This window comes from Amycolatopsis stemonae (assembly GCF_054781455.1).
This window is the reverse complement of sequence record NZ_BAAGUJ010000004.1, coordinates 207,291-222,495: the sequence shown is the minus strand read 5'-3', so window position 1 is coordinate 222,495 and position 15,205 is coordinate 207,291. Positions and strand designations below refer to the sequence as shown.

The 15,205-nt window shown below is 74.4% G+C and carries 17 protein-coding genes; 8 read left to right on the top strand and 9 right to left on the bottom strand.

Going from position 1 to position 15,205, the window contains the following annotated elements:
* Window position 1: 1 nt before the first annotated feature.
* Together ACYVLJ_RS16875 and ACYVLJ_RS16870 are read right to left on the bottom strand one after the other, a co-directional pair.
* A complete protein-coding gene (locus ACYVLJ_RS16875) occupies window positions 2-133 on the bottom strand; it encodes a hypothetical protein (RefSeq protein ID WP_264086319.1) in 132 nt (43 codons plus the stop codon).
* A gap of 79 nt (window positions 134-212) precedes the next feature.
* Window positions 213-350, bottom strand: coding sequence for a hypothetical protein (locus tag ACYVLJ_RS16870; RefSeq protein ID WP_451980582.1), 138 nt, complete (start codon window positions 348-350; stop codon window positions 213-215).
* A 386-nt stretch (window positions 351-736) separates the two neighbouring features.
* On the opposite strand from ACYVLJ_RS16870, the gene ACYVLJ_RS16865 reads away from it, so the two are divergent.
* Window positions 737-1,774, top strand: coding sequence for an NADPH:quinone reductase (locus ACYVLJ_RS16865; protein ID WP_460439285.1), 1,038 nt, complete (start codon window positions 737-739; stop codon window positions 1,772-1,774).
* Here ACYVLJ_RS16865 and ACYVLJ_RS16860 read toward each other — a convergent pair.
* Complete coding sequence (locus tag ACYVLJ_RS16860) at window positions 1,758-2,597, bottom strand: NAD(P)-binding domain-containing protein (RefSeq protein WP_460439284.1); 840 nt, start codon at window positions 2,595-2,597, stop codon at window positions 1,758-1,760. The genes ACYVLJ_RS16865 and ACYVLJ_RS16860 overlap by 17 nt on opposite strands.
* A gap of 296 nt (window positions 2,598-2,893) precedes the next feature.
* Between ACYVLJ_RS16860 and ACYVLJ_RS16855 the strand changes: the two genes are divergently transcribed.
* The gene (locus tag ACYVLJ_RS16855; protein ID WP_460439283.1) at window positions 2,894-3,640 is read left to right on the top strand and encodes an STAS domain-containing protein; all 747 of its coding nucleotides are present in this window, start codon (window positions 2,894-2,896) and stop codon (window positions 3,638-3,640) included.
* Here the strand turns inward: ACYVLJ_RS16855 and ACYVLJ_RS16850 are convergent.
* On the bottom strand, window positions 3,637-4,599 hold the full coding sequence (locus tag ACYVLJ_RS16850; protein WP_460439282.1) for an alpha/beta hydrolase: 963 nt from the start codon (window positions 4,597-4,599) through the stop codon (window positions 3,637-3,639). The genes ACYVLJ_RS16855 and ACYVLJ_RS16850 overlap by 4 nt on opposite strands.
* Window positions 4,600-4,703: 104 nt before the next feature.
* Between ACYVLJ_RS16850 and ACYVLJ_RS16845 the strand changes: the two genes are divergently transcribed.
* The gene (locus ACYVLJ_RS16845; protein ID WP_460439281.1) at window positions 4,704-5,726 is read left to right on the top strand and encodes a CdaR family protein; all 1,023 of its coding nucleotides are present in this window, start codon (window positions 4,704-4,706) and stop codon (window positions 5,724-5,726) included.
* On the opposite strand, the gene ACYVLJ_RS16840 is transcribed toward ACYVLJ_RS16845, so the two are convergent.
* Together ACYVLJ_RS16840 and ACYVLJ_RS16835 are read right to left on the bottom strand one after the other, a co-directional pair.
* Entirely contained in the window at window positions 5,719-6,678 is a 960-nt protein-coding gene (locus ACYVLJ_RS16840; protein WP_460439280.1) for an epimerase, read from the bottom strand. The genes ACYVLJ_RS16845 and ACYVLJ_RS16840 overlap by 8 nt on opposite strands.
* A gap of 55 nt (window positions 6,679-6,733) precedes the next feature.
* Window positions 6,734-7,621, bottom strand: a complete 888-nt coding sequence (locus ACYVLJ_RS16835; RefSeq protein WP_460439279.1) for a LysR family transcriptional regulator — start codon at window positions 7,619-7,621, stop codon at window positions 6,734-6,736.
* A gap of 106 nt (window positions 7,622-7,727) precedes the next feature.
* Between ACYVLJ_RS16835 and ACYVLJ_RS16830 the strand changes: the two genes are divergently transcribed.
* The 3 genes from ACYVLJ_RS16830 to ACYVLJ_RS16820 are packed head-to-tail and all read left to right on the top strand — an operon-like array spanning window position 7,728 to window position 10,245.
* Complete coding sequence (locus ACYVLJ_RS16830; protein ID WP_460439278.1) at window positions 7,728-8,915, top strand: MFS transporter; 1,188 nt, start codon at window positions 7,728-7,730, stop codon at window positions 8,913-8,915.
* A gap of 9 nt (window positions 8,916-8,924) precedes the next feature.
* Window positions 8,925-9,779 (top strand): adenine nucleotide alpha hydrolase family protein, encoded by an 855-nt coding sequence (locus tag ACYVLJ_RS16825; RefSeq protein WP_460439277.1) that lies wholly within the window; start codon window positions 8,925-8,927, stop codon window positions 9,777-9,779.
* A gap of 58 nt (window positions 9,780-9,837) precedes the next feature.
* Window positions 9,838-10,245: a hypothetical protein gene (locus tag ACYVLJ_RS16820; RefSeq protein ID WP_460439276.1), complete on the top strand. Its 408-nt coding sequence runs from the start codon at window positions 9,838-9,840 to the stop codon at window positions 10,243-10,245.
* On the opposite strand, the gene ACYVLJ_RS16815 is transcribed toward ACYVLJ_RS16820, so the two are convergent.
* On the bottom strand, window positions 10,238-10,834 hold the full coding sequence (locus tag ACYVLJ_RS16815) for a TetR/AcrR family transcriptional regulator (protein ID WP_460439275.1): 597 nt from the start codon (window positions 10,832-10,834) through the stop codon (window positions 10,238-10,240). The genes ACYVLJ_RS16820 and ACYVLJ_RS16815 overlap by 8 nt on opposite strands.
* 37 nt (window positions 10,835-10,871) lie before the next feature.
* Between ACYVLJ_RS16815 and ACYVLJ_RS16810 the strand changes: the two genes are divergently transcribed.
* A complete protein-coding gene (locus tag ACYVLJ_RS16810; protein ID WP_460439274.1) occupies window positions 10,872-11,213 on the top strand; it encodes a cytoplasmic protein in 342 nt (113 codons plus the stop codon).
* Window positions 11,214-11,234: 21 nt separating this feature from the next.
* Here the strand turns inward: ACYVLJ_RS16810 and ACYVLJ_RS16805 are convergent, their stop codons facing one another.
* A complete protein-coding gene (locus ACYVLJ_RS16805) occupies window positions 11,235-11,669 on the bottom strand; it encodes a DUF6294 family protein (RefSeq protein WP_451980546.1) in 435 nt (144 codons plus the stop codon).
* Between the two features lie 187 nt (window positions 11,670-11,856).
* Between ACYVLJ_RS16805 and ACYVLJ_RS16800 the strand changes: the two genes are divergently transcribed.
* A complete protein-coding gene (locus ACYVLJ_RS16800; RefSeq protein ID WP_460439273.1) occupies window positions 11,857-13,974 on the top strand; it encodes a BTAD domain-containing putative transcriptional regulator in 2,118 nt (705 codons plus the stop codon).
* On the opposite strand, the gene ACYVLJ_RS16795 is transcribed toward ACYVLJ_RS16800, so the two are convergent.
* Complete coding sequence (locus ACYVLJ_RS16795) at window positions 13,961-15,202, bottom strand: FAD-binding oxidoreductase (protein WP_460439272.1); 1,242 nt, start codon at window positions 15,200-15,202, stop codon at window positions 13,961-13,963. The genes ACYVLJ_RS16800 and ACYVLJ_RS16795 overlap by 14 nt on opposite strands.
* Window positions 15,203-15,205 lie beyond the last annotated feature (3 nt).

Genomic DNA, 15,205 nt, shown 5'->3' with positions numbered 1-15,205 from the left:
GTCAGGAGCGGGTGGCGGCGGAGATGCGCTCGACGACCTGGCGCGGGTCGATGCCCCAGCGCTCGGCCAGCTCCGAGATCGTGGCTCCCGCCGCGTACTCGGCGGCGATCATGCTGTTCACGACCCCGGCCACGTTCCACTCCTCACCCGCAGATGCACGTGCACCCGAGATGCTACAGGTTCCACGCGAACGTCGAACAAAGTGCCACACGTCAGCGGTGCAGGCCCCAGGCCGCGAACCCGCACGCGACCGCCGCCGCCAGGAACACCACCGCCAGAGCCGCCGCCCACAGCACGTCCATCGTGGCCGCGAGGTACGCCTGGACCACCGAGACCAGCGCATACGTCACGGCCAGGCCGCGCCACGCCCGCCCGGGGCGCCCAAAACGATTCACCGCCCTGATTTGTCCGGCTCCTTCGGCGGATTCTGCGTATTCGACCGGGCGCGCGCCGCACTGAACACCGCGTCGAAGATCGGTGTCGGTTCCCCGTCGTCGCGCCTCGGCTCGTCCCCCTGGCCGCGCTTTTCCTCTCCCACGCGCCCAGTTTCTGCGACGGCGGCCGTTTTCGCTCGGGCAACACGGAAAATCGCCCGGCCGGGGGATCACCCGCGCGGCGCGCGTTTTCCGCCGTTTCCCCCGCATCCGAATATGCGACCCGCACACGCTGCGGATTTACCCTCTGCTCATTTCCGGTGGCGGGAATAACCCGGGGGTGACGCGGGATTGCACCGGACATGAAAGCAGTCGTCTACCGCCGCCACGGCGGCCCCGAGGTGCTGACCCTGTCCGAGCGGGCCGCCGCGGACCCCGGACCCGGCGAAGTCCGCGTCCGCGTCGTCGTGTCCGCGGTCAACCCCACCGACTGGAAAGCGCGGCGCGGCCGCGGCGTCGCGGCCGGCACCGAGGCGCCCGACACCGTGCCCAACCAGGACGGCGCGGGTGTCGTCGACGCCGTGGGCCCGGACGTCACCGGCTTCTCCCCTGGCGACCGCGTGTGGCTGGTCCTCGCCGGCACCCACGCACCCGCGGCCGGCACCGCGCAGGAGTTCACCGTGCTGCCGGCCGGGAAGCTGGTCCGCCTGCCCGACGCCGTCGGGTTCGACGACGGCGCCGGGTTCGGCGTCCCGGGCCTGACCGCGCACCGGGCCCTCACCGTCGCCGAAGACGGGCCCAACCGGCTCGCCGCCGGCGCGCTGGCGGGCAAGACCGTGCTGGTCAGCGGCGGCGCGGGCGCGGTCGGCAACGCCACCATCCAGCTGGGCCGCTGGGCCGGTGCCACGGTGATCGCGACCGTCAGCAGCGACGAAAAGGCGGCCCTCGCCCGGGCGGCCGGCGCCCAGCACGTGCTGCGCTACCCCGACCCGGAGCTCGCCACCCGGATCCGCGAGGTCGCCCCGGACGGCGTCGACGTGATCGTCGAGGTCGCGGCCGGGGTCAACGCCGCACTGCACCCCGAGGTCCTGCGCCCGCGCGGCACGGTCGCGCTCTACGGCGACGACCGCGGCACCGGGACCGTCAACCTCGACTTCGGCGCGAACCTGTGGCTCAACGCGCGGTACCAGTTCCTCGTCCTCTACACCGTCGGGGACGACAAGCTCCGCGCCGGTGCGGAGGACATCACCGCGGCGATGGCCGACGGCGCGCTGCGGCTGGGCGAAGACCGCGGGGTGCCGGTCCACCGCTTCGCCCTCGAAGACACCGCGAAGGCCCACATCGCGTCGGAAGAAGGCGTGACCGGGAAGGTGCTGATCGACGTCACTCCGGCGGGGTGACCAGCGCCTGAAGGAGTTCGCCGAGCCCGACGCCGTCGTCGTCACGGTATGCGCGCCAGCGCCCGAACAGCTCTCGCACGGCGACGAGCAGGGCCGGGGACAGCCCGGCGTCGGCGCAGGCTTCGGCGATCTCCGCCATCTCGCCTTCCCACCGCCACGCGCGCTGCCCGGCGGAGACGATCCCGCCGGGTGCGCCGAACGGCGTGCCCGGCAGCACGTCGGCGGCGAGCTCCCGCAGCTCGCCGCCGACGCCGTGGCGTTCCGCGAGCGCGTGGGACTGCGCGGCGAGCGCGAAGGTCAGCTTGTTGTAGGAAGCGAAGGCGAGCTTGAGCGCCGACGCCTGGCCGACGGGACCGTCCAGCACGACCGGCGTCAGGTTGCCGGCCGCGAAGAGGCTCTCGACATGCGCGACGGCGGCCGCGGGCCCGGACAGGTACAGCCGGGTGGTCCCGGCCGAGCGCGGCGGCGGCCCGACGATCCCGCCGTCGACGACGGTCGCCGCGGCCAGGATCCGCTCGACCTCCCCGGCGTGCCGGGGGCTGATGGCGTTCGCGTCGAGGTAGACGCCGGCGAACCCGGTCGCGGCGACGCTCCGGGCGACGTCGAGCGCGGCCGCCGGCGGGCAGACGCTCAGGATCACGTCGCACCCGGCCAGCCCGGCGACGTCGGGGACCTCGGCGAGCCCGGCCGCTTCCGCCCGGCGTCGCGTCGCGGGCCCGCGACCGGCGGAGACCCAGGAGGTCGGGGTGCCGGCGGCGGTGAGGACGGCGCCGACCGCGGCGCCCATCGCCCCGGGGTGCAGCAGTCCGGCAGTGGTGGCCACGGTGGCTCCTTTCACGGGGACCGCCATGATCGCGCAGAGCGTCTCCGCGGCCGAGCACCCCGTCGTGGGAAATTACCCAACCCCGCGTTTCCGAGAGAAAATCCGGGCAATCTTGACGGTCATTTTCTCCGCCTATCGAGGGACTTCTGCTCACCAAACGTTTACCTTTCCCCGCGAACAGATCGACTGAATAGCCGAATCGAGTGAACCGTCGCCGACCCCGATGGCGATCAAGACACCGGCGGTTTACGGTCGGCCTGCCTGCCTGAACCCACCACGAGAGGTCGAGCGGATCCGTGACCACGGACAACCTGCTGACTTGCGAACTGTCCGCACTGCCCCGGGCGTCGGTCGTCCACCCGTCCGGCAAGCTGACCACCCGCACCTACCCGCAGCTGCGGGACTTCCTCCTGAAGTGCGCGGCGGACCAGCCGCCCGCGGTCGTCGCCGACCTCGACGCCCTGGAGATCACGGACGACTACCTCGTCAGCGTCTTCGTCGCCGCCTGGATGCGCATCTCGCAGTGGTCGACGGTGCCCCTGGCCGTGGTCCCCGGGCCGCCGCACGAAGCCCTGTTCCGGACCACGCCGGCCCGGCCGTTCCTCCGGCTGTACCCGAGCGTGGCCGAAGCACTCGACAACCTCGGCACCCCGGCGCCCCGGCACCGCACGGAGCTGTGGCTGCCGCCGTCCGGCCTGAGCGTTCTCGCGGCCGAGCGGTTCGTCGCCGACACCTGCGACAACTGGCGGATCGGCGAGCTCGGCGCAGACGCGGTCGCCGTGGCCGGGAAGCTCGTCGCGAGCGCCGCCGAGCGCACCACCTCGCCGGCCCGGCTGCGGCTGGAGCTGTGGGACGGCAACCTCACGGTCGCGGTCGCCGACGACGACCCCCGGCCCGTCCGGCTGCCTCGCCCGCGGCGGCCCGACAGCCCGGCGAACGGCCTCGACGTCGTCGTCCGGCTGGCGCGGAAGTGCGGCTGCACGCACACGCAGTCGGGCGGCAAGGTGGTGTGGGCGGTGCTCGCCGTCCCGCCGGGGAACTAGCCGGCCGCGGTGATCCGCAGCCCGCGGCGCAGCGCCTCGATCTCGTCGGCCAGCATCCGCCGGGAGATCGCCGCCGTCTCCACCATCCCCGAGCCGTGGAACGTGCCCGGGTAGTGCCGCAGCTCGGTCGCGACGCCGGCGTGGGCCAGGCGCTGCGCGTACCGGATTCCCTCGTCCCGCAACGGGTCGAACTGGCACGTCGTCACGAACGCGGGCGGCAGCCCGGCCAGGTCGGCGGCCCGGGCCGGGGCCGCGTAGGGCGAAACGTCCTCGCCGCCCGGCTCGGCGCCGAGGTAGCTGGTCCAGCTGTAGATCGCGTTGGGCCGGTTCCACAGCGGCGTGTCCGTGTACGCGCGCATGGACGCGGTGTCCAGGCGGTCGTCCAGCTCCGGGATGCCGAGGTACTGGAAGCAGAGCGCCGGGCCGCCGCGGTCGCGGGCGAGCAGCGCCACCGCCGCCGAGAGCCCGCCGCCCGCGCTTTCGCCGCCGACGGCCAGCCGGGCCGGGTCGATGCCCAGCTCCGGCGCCTTGGCCTCGACCCACTTGAGGGCCGCGTAGCAGTCCTCGACCGGCGCCGGGAACGGGTGCTCGGGCGCCAGCCGGTAGTCCACCGACACGATCACGATCCCGAGCTCGTCGACCAGGCGCAGCAGCTGGGCGTGGAACATGTCCAGGTCGCCGAGGACGAACCCGCCGCCGTGGATGTAGAGCAGGCCGGGCACCGCGCCGGTGCGGTTCGCGGGGCCGTACACGCGCACCGGGACGTCCGGGGCGTCGGACGGGCCGGGCACCGCGGTGTCCCGGACGTCGACCGGGTTCACCGGCTCGTACGCCGGCAGGAGGTCGCCCAGCTCCCCCATCGAAGAGCGCGCGGCGAGCAGGGCGTCGTAGTCGGTCAGCGTCACGGACGGCAGCATGTCCAGCCAGGGCAGCAGCTCGGGATCGATCGCGTAGGTCATGCCCCGATCTTCGGCCGCGCGACCCGGCCCGGGCCACCGCCACGCGGCGGGTGTTCCCGCGCCGGACCTCGCCATCCGGCGGCGGGCGCGCCTATCGTGACGGCATGAAGGGGCTGCTGCTGCGGCTGTCCGGGCTCGACGCCGACGCCGAGAACGCCGTGCGGGTGATCGGGTTCTTCGACCGCCTGATCACCGGCCGCGCCGGCCTGGACGCGCTGGTGCGCAGCACGGCCGAGCTCGCCGGCTGCCCGGTCGGCGTGCACGCCCCCGGTCAGGGCCTGTCGCTGCGCGCGGACGCGAGCGGAGACGTCACGACGCCGGGGACGCCGCCGCCCGGAGCCGCCACGCGTGCGCTCGAAGGCGGCGTCGAGGTGTGGGTGGCGCGGGACGGCGCGCCGATCCCGCTCGACGACATGCTGCTGGAGCGGTTCGCGATCGCCGCCGCGATCCTGCTGGAGCACACCGGCGTGCCCCGGCCGGAGCTCGGCGACCCGGCGCTGATCGAGCTGGTGCTCTCCGAAGACGTCGGCACGGCCGAGCGGTCGCGGGCGTTGCACCTGCTCGGCATCGCCCCGGCGGCCCGGCTGCGCGTGCTCGCGGGCACCGGTGTCGACGGGCTCGCCGGGCGGTCGGCCCAGCTGGGCGGCGTGCGCGCCGTGCTGACCGGCGTGGCACCCGGGCCGCTGCCGGACAGCGGCCGGGCGGGCATCGGCCCGGAGGTGCCCGCCCTCGACGTCGCCCGCTCGTGGGCCGCGGCCCGGACGGCGTTGCGCTTCACCTCGGCGGCCGAGCCGGTCGTCTGGTGGGACCGGCTCGGGAGCCTCGCCCCGCTCGCCGGCAAGCTCGCCGAAGCGGACTTCGCCGAGCTGGCCGACGTCCGGGCCCTCGACCGGCTGGCGGCCGAAGTCCACGGCGACGACACGCTTTCCGCGCTCGACGCGTTGTGCGCGACCGGCTCGGCCCGCAAGGCCGCGGCGGTCCTGCACCGCCACCACAGCACGATGCCGGCCCGCCTGGCCCGCGCCGAAGCCGTCCTCGGGTTCGAGGTCGACTCCCCCGCGGGCCGGTTCCGGCTGCACCTCGCGCTGATGCTGCGGCGGCTGCGGGACAACGCCGGCCTCAGCTGACCGTCCTCTGTGGACTGCCCAGCAGGTCCCGCGCCGCCGCCGGCCATTCGGGGTGCGCGAAGACGAACCCCGCCTCCAGCAGCCGTCCCGGGACCACGCGACGGCTCTTCAGCAGCAGCTCGGTGTCGCTGCGCAGCGCGAACGCCCCGATCCGCGCCATCCACTTCGTCGCCGGGAGCCCGAACGGGACCCCCGCGGCCGCCCGCAGCGCACGCAGGAAGTCCCGGTACGGCACCGGTTCCGGGGCCGCCAGGTTCACCGGCCCGCTCAGGTCGTCGCGCGCGACGAGGAAGTCGAGCGCGCGGACCAGGTCGGCTTCGTGGATCCACGACAGGTACTGGCCGCCGCCCGCGACCGGGCCGCCGAGGCCCAGCCGGGTCAGCCGCAGCAGCATCTCGAACGCGCCGCCGGGCTCCCGGCTCATCACCATCGCCGTCCGCAGCGCGACCTTGCGGGTGCGCGGGGTGTCCGCCTTCTCCTGCTCGCGTTCCCACGCCCGGGCGAGGTCGACGCTGTAGGCCCAGTAGCCGGGCACGCCCGGTTCGCCGCCGCCGAGGACGCCGGTGGTCTCGTCGTTCGCCGCGTCGTGGCGGTGCGCGTAGATCGTGGCCGTGCTCATCTGCAGCCAGACGCGCGGCGGCCGCGCGGCCCGCTCGATCGCGCCGCCGACGACGCGCGCCGAGTCCACCCGCGAGTTCCACATCTCACGCAGGTTCGCGCGGGTGTAGCGGCAGTTCACCGACCGGCCGGCCAGGTTGAGCACGACGTCGCAGCCGTCGAGTTCGCCCGTCCACGGCCCGGCCGCGCGCCCGTCCCAGCGGACGTGCCGGACGCCCGGCTCCGGTGCGACGTCCCGCCGGGTGAGCACGACGACCTCGTCGCCGCGTCCGGCCAGCCAGCGGCTCAGCACCCGCCCGAGGTGCCCGGTGCCCCCGGGGATGACGACCTTCATGAAGTCCCCCTTCACGGTCCGCCCCAGGCCACCGTACCGAAGGAGTTGAACACGTTCAAATATGGCGGGACGCGCCGACGAGGTCGAGCAGCGTCCGCAGGGCCCGGCTCGGCGGCTTCGCCCCCGACGTGACGACGTTGAGCGGCCAGTCCAGCCCGGATCCCGCGAGCGGCAGCACGACGACGTCCGGCTCGTCCGGCGACGGCGTGTCCGGGACGACCGCGACGCCCAGCCCGGCGCGCACGTAGCCCGGCACCGTGCGCAGGTCCGCGACCTCGACGGTGACCCGGCGGGGCGACCCGAGCGCGTCGTAGGCGCGGTCCATCGCGACGCGGTTGCCGAACCCGCGCGGCGTGTCGATGAACGACTCGCCGGCGAGGTCCGCGAGCCGCACGGCCTTCCGCGCCGCCAGCGGATGGGTCCGCGGCAGCAGCACGACGAACGGCCGCGTCTCGACCCGCAGGACGGCCAGCCCGGCGAGATCGGTCTCGGGCAGGCCCACCACGGCGAGGTCGAGGCGGCCTTGCCGGACCTCTTCGGCGAGCCCGGTCGAGCCGGTGATCGACACCGTGACGTGGATGTCCACGCGGGGGTGGCGGCGGTGGAACGCCCCGAGCAGCTCGGGCAGGTCGATGCCGCCGATCGACGTCAGCGTGCCGATCCGCAGGCTGCCGCGCAGGCCCTCGGCCGCCTCCTGGACGGTCGCCCGGGCGCGTTCCAGTGCCTCGATCGCGCTCTTCGCCTCGGGCAGGAACGCCTCGCCGGCCGCCGAAAGCGCGACCCGGCGGGTGGACCGGTCGAACAGCCGGGTCCCCAGCTCGGTCTCCAGGGCCCGGACGGCGGCGGACACCGTCGACTGCACCGCGAACAGCCGCTGGGCGGCCCGGGTGAAGCTGAGCTCCTCGGCCACGGCGACGAAGTACTCGAGCTGACGCGTCTCCATTCATCGATCTTAGCGATAACTGGGACCAGGACTTTTCGTTGGACTTACTGAGTCGGCGGGGACATCGTGGAGTGCGGAAGATCCCTGGAAACCCCGGAAGGTCCCGATGTCCGTCACCCTGTCCCCGGCCCGGCTCCGCGTGAGCCACGGCCTCGGGTTCCGCGTCGTCGCGGTCGCGTTCGCGACGGCGCTCGCGTTCTCCACCGTCCCGACCCCGCTCTACGCGCTTTACCAGCAGCGGGACGGGTTTCCGGCGTTCCTCGTCACGGTCGTCTTCGCCGCGTACGCGGTCGGGGTGATGCTGAGCCTGTACCTCGCGGGGCACGTCAGCGACTGGCTGGGCCGCCGCCGCGTGCTCGTCGCGGGGCTGCTGGCCGAGGCGTTGTCCGCCGCGGTGTTCCTGCTCTGGCCGGAGGTTCCCGGCCTGATCGTCGCGCGGCTGGTCAGCGGCGCCGGGATCGGCGCGATCACCGCGACGGCCACCGCGCACCTGTCCGAGCTGCGCCCGCAGCCGCGGCCGGGCCTCGTCGCGACGGTCGTCAACGCGGGCGGTCTCGCGCTGGGCCCGCTCGTGAGTGCGGTGTTCGCGCAGTTCGCCGGGCGCCCGCTGAGCACTCCGTTCGCCGTGTTCCTGGTGGTGCTGCTGCTCGAGGCGATCGCCGTGAGCCTGGTGCCGGAGACCGTCGAACGTCGCGAAGAGCGTCCCGCGTACCGGCCGCAGCGGCTGTCCCTGCCGGCGGCCGCCCGGTCCGAGTTCACCGGCGCCGCGATCGGCGTGTTCGCCGCGTTCGCGCTCAGCGGCCTGTTCATGGCGCTCGCCCCGACGCTGCTGGCGCACGAGCTGCACGAGCCGTCGCGGCTGCTCGCCGGGCTCGCGCCGTTCACCATGCTCGGCAGCGCCGCGCTCGCCCAGGTGGCGTTCGCGCGGCTCGGCACCCGCCCCCAGCTGCGGTCCGGGTACACGCTGATGGGCACGGGCCTGGTGCTGCTGGCGGTGTCGGCGTTCACGGGTTCGCTGCCGCTGTTCTTCGGCGCGAGCGTGCTGGCCGGAGCCGGCTTCGGGCTCGGTTTCCGCGCCGCGGTCGGCACGGTGGCCGCCCTCGCGGACGACCTCACCCGCGGCGAGGTCCTGGCCGCCTTGTTCCTGGCCGCCTACGCGGGTCTGGTGGTGCCCGTGCTGCTGATCGGTCTCGCGATGCTCGTGGCGTCCGGTTCGGTGGTCCTGGCCGGGTTCGCCGTCCTGGAGCTGGCCCTGCTCGGCTGGTCGGCGCGCCGGACCCTCGGGCGGGCCTAGAGTCGTCGCATGACCGCCGCGCCGATCGTCACCGGGGTGGACGGGTCGGCCGAGTCGCTCGACGCCGTCCGCTGGGCCGCGCGCACCGCCGGGCTGCGGGGCGCACCGCTCGAAATCGTGCACGCGCTCGACATCCCGGCGCTGCTCGCCGGCGGCGTCGTGCCGCCACCCGACGAGATGGTCGACGCCCTCCGCGCGCGGGGCCGGCGAGCCCTGCGCACGGCCGCGGAACTCGCGGCCGCGCAAGGGGTTCCCGGGGCGGCGACCCGGCTCGACCCCGACCGGGCCGCGCAGACGCTGATCGAGGCGTCCCGGTCGGCCGCGCTGCTGGTCGTCGGGTCGGCCGGGCACGGCAGGCTCACCAGCCTGCTGGCCGGGTCCGTGGCCGCCGCCGTCGGCACGCACGCGCACTGCGACACCGCCGTCGTGCGCGGGGACAGCTGGGACGAGCCCGGAGCCGCCGAGCGCCCGGTCGTCACCGGCATCGACGGCAGCGAAGCCGGCGCCCGGGTCCTCGCCGCCGCGCTCGCCGAAGCCCGCGCGCGCCACGCTTCGCTCGTCGTGCTGCACGCCTGGGCCGACACCCCGCCGCCGCGGCAGGACCCGCGCTGCGTCACCGAAGCCGGGCAGCGGCTGCTCGGCGAGCGGCTGCTCGACCAGGAGACCGGCGACGTCGCGCTCGAGCAGGTCGTCGTCCACGCCCACCCGCGGCGCGAGCTCATCGAGCGCAGCGGCGCGGCCCAGCTGGTCGTCCTCGGCGACCGCGGCCGCGGCGGTTTCCCCGGGCTGCTGCTGGGCTCGACCGGCCAGGCCCTCCTGCACCACGCGGCGTGCCCGGTCCTGCTCGTGCGGACCGCCGGCTGAGGGAAGCGGAACGGAAGCGGGACCCGGCAGGATGGCGGGAACCGAGACGGAGGAACGGATGAAGACTGCGGTGCGGGCGGGGCTCGTCGCGATGCTGGCTACGGTCCTGGCGGCCCCGGCCCAGGCGGCGACGGTCAAGCAGGTGACGAGCACCTGCCACTCCGGCGGCTTCGCCGGGACGTTCACGCTGCGGTACGAAACCTCCGGCGGCTACCACCGGCCGCTGAGCGCGATCACGACGGCGGGCCCGTACATCGGCGACGCCGGCACCCAGCTGCTGCGGATCTCCTACTTCGACGGCATCACGACGCACACGATCTACAGCCGCGTCAGCCCGGCGACGAACGGTGAGCACAGCCAGACCCTGCCCGACGGCCTGGCGATCCCGGCCACCGCCCGCGGAACGGCCTCCATGAAGTTCGACAACGGCACGGCGTCCTGCGTCGCGACGGTGCCGATCAGCTAGCCGGCTCCACCGCCGCGCGCAGGATCGCCTGCGCCGACCCCGCCAGCACGGCCGCCGCGCGGTCGCGGTCGAGGCCGCCGATGTCGGTCAGCCACACCAGGGACTCGATGCCCGTCGCGGAGCGGATCGCGATCGCCAGGCCGGGCACATCCAGCTCCGGGTGGGTCGAGGCCAGCGGCGCCAAGGCCTCCTCGATCCAGCGGATCGCCCGCCCGCGCCGCAGCACCGGCTGGTCCGCGCCGGGTTCCAGGGACAGCCGCAGCTGGGCGCGCAGCTGCGGCTCCCAGCGCAGCGTGAACCGGACGAACTCCCGCATCACCAGGTCCAGGCGCGCGGCGGGGTCCGCGGGGGCGTCCGGGGGCAGCAGGCCCGCGTCGTCCCGGATTTCGGGGTAGGCCGCGAGGAGCAGCGCGCGCTGGTTGGGGAAGTACCGGTAGGCGGTCGTGCGGGAGATCCCGGCCGCCGTCGCGGCGTCCTCGACCGTCGGCGACTCACCCCGCGCGAGCAGGTCGTGGGCGGCCGTGACCAGCGCGGCGCGGGTCCGGCCCTTTTGCCGCTGCCGGCCCGTGGACTCATATGGTACTTCCATGCCATCATGGTACTCACGTCCCACGAAGGAGGCGGCCATGACCGGAGATCCGGCCGAAACCAACCCCGAGCTGTACCGGGTGGTCCTGGAGAACGAGCGGGTGCGGGTCCTCGAGTACCGGGACGGCCCCGGCGACCGGACCGCGCCGCACCGGCACCCCGACACCGTCATGGTCACGCTGAGCGCGTTCAGCCGCCGCATCTCCGCGGGCGGCCGCGAGGTCCGCGTCGACCTGCCCGCCGGCGCGGTGCGCTGGGTGGCGGCGCAGGAACACTCGGGCGAGAACGTCGGGACCACGCCGACGCACTCGTTCTTCGTCGAGCTGAAGGAACCCGGCACGACGGCCGCGGGCACCGCCCTGGGCCCCGCCGAAGCGTGAGCCCGGGGCGGCGCCCTCCGGTCAGCAGTTGTACGTCTGGATCGTCTTGAAGATGTCGACCGCGCCGAACAGCGACGGGTCGTAGGTGAAGTGCCGGGTCCAGAAGTACCGCGGCGGCGGGTTCCCGTCGTTCATCACCGGGCTGTCGAACGTGCCCTCGTGGAACAGCTTCGTGCCGGCCGTGGTCTTGAAGTCGAAGTCCGCGTGCCAGACGTCACCGGAGTGCGTCTGGAACGTCAGCGTCGTCGCGCTCCAGTCCCCCGTGCCGTCCGACCGGATCACCATGGTGCCGTTGTCCTGCTCGCAGTCGCCCTTGTGCAGCTGGCCCCAAGTAGCACTTTTCACCGACACCGCGGCCGGTGCCGCGGCGTCCGCCGCCGGTGCGGCCGCGAGCACCGCGGCACCCGCCCCCGCGACGGCGAAAACCCCGGCCAGGCCCCGAATCGTGCGTTTCATGGATGTCCTCCCGAACAACCGATGGCTGCGGACTCCTCCGGTCCGCGGCTGCCGAGCCTGGCAGCGCCCGTCGACAGACCGTCGACACTTCGTCGACGCCACTTTTCCGTCCTGTCGACGTATCTCGCGGCCCCCGGCCGGCTCTTGTACGCCAGAGCGCGGACGCGTCCGCGGCGAAGGGGCGGGGATGGCCGGGAACACCACCGACGGAGTGGACCTCGGAGTGCTGGGACCGTTCGAGGTCCGGATCGGCGGAGCACCGCGGGACGTCGGCGGGCCCCGCCTGCGCGCCCTCCTCGCGGTGCTCGCCGCGGAAGCGGGCCGCGTCGTGAGCGTTCGCGCGCTCGGCCGCGCGCTGTGGGGCGAGCAGCCGCCCGAGCACGCGGACCGGACCGTGCGGACGTACCTCTCGCGGCTGCGCGGCACCGTGGACCCGCGGCTGATCCTGACCCGCTCGCCGGGGTACGTGCTGCACCTGGCCCCGGAAGCACTCGACGCGGCGCGGTTCGAGCAGCTCGCCGTCGAGGGGCGGCGGGCGCTCGCGGCGGGTGAGCCCGGTGCCGCGCGCTGGCACCTGTCCGCCGCACTGGCGTTGTGGCGCGGCAGCGCGTACGAGGAGTTCGACGGCGTCGAAGCCCTGCGTGCCGAAGGGATGCGGCTGGAACGGTTGCGCCACAACGCCGTCCAGGACCGGATCGACGCCGATCTCGCGACCGGCGAGGACATCGGGCTGATCGCGGAGCTGGAGTCGCTGACCGCGGCGTTCCCCGGGCACGAACGCCTGTGGGCGCAGCTGATGACGGCGCTCTACCGCGCCGGGCGCCAGGGTGACGCGCTGGAGGCGTTCCGCCGGGCCCGGCACGGGCTGATCACCGCGTCCGGGGTGGAACCGTCACCCGTGCTGACCCAGGTGCACCGGCAGGTCCTCGCCCACGACCCGGGGCTGCTCGCGGTCCGGCCCGGGATCGTGGCGACCGTCCCGGACGACGCCCTCGCCGCCGGGGAGCACGCCCTGCTCGAGGACGGCGACCTGCGGACCAGCCGGGAGCACTTCGAAACCGCCTACCGCCGCGCCGAGCAGGCCGGGGACGTCGACGCGATGGCCCGCGCGGCACTCGGTCTCGGCGGAGTGTGGGTGCACGAACACCGGACGGCCGCCGCGTCGGCGTCGCTGCTCACCCGGCTGCGGCTCGCCCTGGACCGGCTGGATCCGGCGGCCCCGCTCGCCCGCCGCCTCCAGGCCCGGCTCGCGGGCGAAGAGGACTACCAGGACGGGAAGTCCGGCCGGATCCTCGCCGTGGTCGCCCGGACCCGCGCCGAAGACGACCCGGTCGCGCACGCCGAAGCGCTGAGCCTGGCCCACCACTGCCTGCTCGGCCCGGACCACACGGCGCTGCGGCACTCGCTCGCGACCGAACTGGTCGGGGTCAGCGGCCGGTCCGGGCGGCGGACGGACCTCGTGATGGGCGTGGTGTGGGAAACCGTCGACCTCTTCCTGGCCGGCGACCCGCACGCGGAACGGCGGCTCGGCGAACTCGAAGACCTGCTGGCGGAACGAAAACACCTCGCGGCCGGGTTCGTCGCCGACGCGGTGAAGGTCATGCTCGCGATCCGCGCGGGCCGCTTCCGCGAGGCCGAGGAGGGCGCGCAGGCGTGCGCGGAGCTCGGGCAGGCGGCGGGCGACCTGGACGCGCTCGGCTGGTACGGCGCGCAGCTGGTGGCGATCCGCTGGTTCCAGGGCCGGCTCGGCGACCTGGTGCCGGTGCTGGACGGGCTGATGCACTCCCCCACGCTCAGCGCGATCGACAACTCGTACTACGCGGCGCTGGCCGTGGCGGCGGCGTCCGCCGGCGACCGCCGGACCGCGGCGGGCGCGCTGGCCCGCCTGTGCGGCGGCGACCTGGGCGCGCTGCCGCGGTCGAGCACGTGGCTGATTTCCCTGTGCGGCGCCGCGGAAACCGCTTACCTGCTGGACGACACGGAGACGGCGGCGCGGGTCTCGGAGCTGCTGCGCCCGTTCGGCCACCTGCCGGCGATGGCGAGCCTCGCGATCGCCTGCTTCGGCTCGGTCCACTACCCGCTGGGCACGGCGGCCCTGACCACGGGCGACCTCGACCGGGCGGTGGCCCACCTGCGAGCGGCGGTGCAGCACAACCTGGCCCTGGCCCACTGGCCGGCGGTGGTGTTCTCCCGCCGTCGCCACGCCGAAGCACTGGACCGCCGCGGCGACAGCGGGGACGCGGTGGCCGCGCACCGCGAGCGCGAGGCGGCGGCCGAGGAGGCCCGGACCTTCAGCGCGCGCTGAAGACGTGGCGCGTGAGGAACGGGTTCCGGAACTTGCCCGCCGGGTCGAGTTTCCCCGCCAGCGCGACGAAATCGTCCTGTCGCGGGTAGTGCCCCGCCGCCGTGTGGAAGAGCTTGCCCCAGTGCGGGCGGGCGCCGAACGGGGCCAGCCGTTCCTCGAGAACGGGCAGCACGGCTTCGACCTCGGCCTGCCGCGGCTGCCAGGTGAAGTGCAGCGCGACGCGGTCGCCACCGTGGCACGGGCTCAGCCACAACCGGTCGCCCGCGATCGCGCGGATCTCCGACACCAGCAGCACCGGAGCGAGGACGTCGCCGATCTCCCGGACCGCCTTCAGCGCGGCGACCGCGTCCCGGTACGGCACGAAGTACTCCGACTGCAGCTCGTCGCCGACGCTCGGGGTGAAGGCGAGCGCGAAGTGCGGCAGCCGCTCGTGCCACGGACCCGGAACGCCCTGCTGCGGTGTGCAGTTGCCGGCCGCGATCCCGGCGGCGTGGGCCGGGTGCCGCGGCCCGTCGGCCGGCACCGCGCCGAACACCTCGCTCCGTTCGGTGAAGGCCTCGACCCGGCTCTTGATCCAGACCTGGTCGATCGTGGCGTTGACCCAGTTCGTGAACATGCTGACGCTGTAGCCGGCGTTTTCGATCTCGTCGAAGTGCTCGAACGCGGCCTCCCAGGGCAGGCCGTCGAAGACGTCTTGGCGGACGTCGAAGGTGGGCACGAGGTCGAGCGTCAAGCGCGTGACGACGCCGAAGGCGCCGAGACCGACGACCAGCCCCGGGAATTCGTCGTGCGCGCGCGTGAACGTCCGCAGCTCGCCGTTCGCGGTGACCAGCTCCACCGCCGAGACGGCCGAGGCGAGCCCGGGCTGCCGCCGGCCGGAACCGTGGGTGCCGGTCGCGACGCTGCCGGCCACCGTGATGTGCGGCAGCGAAGCCAGGTTCGGCAGTGCGAACCCGGCTTCGTGCAGCTGGGCGGCGAAGTCGCCGTAGCGCGCGGACCCGCTCACCGTCACGGTGCCGTCGCCGATCTCGACCGGGACGTCCAGGGCGCTCAGGTCCAGCAGGACGCCGCCGGGCGCGTCCGCGATGTCGGTGAAGCAGTGCCGGCTGCCCAGCGCCTTGACGTGCGGGGCGGCGACCACGGCGGCGCGCACCTCGTCGAGGGTCCGCGGGGTGATCACCGCGTCCGCCGCGTAGGTGTGGTTGCCCGCCCAGTTCGACTCGCTCACCCC

Coding starts and splice junctions, on each gene's coding strand:
- ACYVLJ_RS16865 (WP_460439285.1), top strand. CDS start 737: ATGAAAGCAGTCGTCTACCGCCGCCACGGCGGCCCCGAGGTGCTGACC.
- ACYVLJ_RS16850 (WP_460439282.1), bottom strand. CDS start 4,599: ATGACCTACGCGATCGATCCCGAGCTGCTGCCCTGGCTGGACATGCTG.
- ACYVLJ_RS16845 (WP_460439281.1), top strand. CDS start 4,704: ATGAAGGGGCTGCTGCTGCGGCTGTCCGGGCTCGACGCCGACGCCGAG.
- ACYVLJ_RS16840 (WP_460439280.1), bottom strand. CDS start 6,678: ATGAAGGTCGTCATCCCCGGGGGCACCGGGCACCTCGGGCGGGTGCTG.
- ACYVLJ_RS16835 (WP_460439279.1), bottom strand. CDS start 7,621: ATGGAGACGCGTCAGCTCGAGTACTTCGTCGCCGTGGCCGAGGAGCTC.
- ACYVLJ_RS16830 (WP_460439278.1), top strand. CDS start 7,728: ATGTCCGTCACCCTGTCCCCGGCCCGGCTCCGCGTGAGCCACGGCCTC.
- ACYVLJ_RS16825 (WP_460439277.1), top strand. CDS start 8,925: ATGACCGCCGCGCCGATCGTCACCGGGGTGGACGGGTCGGCCGAGTCG.
- ACYVLJ_RS16820 (WP_460439276.1), top strand. CDS start 9,838: ATGAAGACTGCGGTGCGGGCGGGGCTCGTCGCGATGCTGGCTACGGTC.
- ACYVLJ_RS16815 (WP_460439275.1), bottom strand. CDS start 10,834: ATGGAAGTACCATATGAGTCCACGGGCCGGCAGCGGCAAAAGGGCCGG.
- ACYVLJ_RS16810 (WP_460439274.1), top strand. CDS start 10,872: ATGACCGGAGATCCGGCCGAAACCAACCCCGAGCTGTACCGGGTGGTC.
- ACYVLJ_RS16805 (WP_451980546.1), bottom strand. CDS start 11,669: ATGAAACGCACGATTCGGGGCCTGGCCGGGGTTTTCGCCGTCGCGGGG.
- ACYVLJ_RS16800 (WP_460439273.1), top strand. CDS start 11,857: ATGGCCGGGAACACCACCGACGGAGTGGACCTCGGAGTGCTGGGACCG.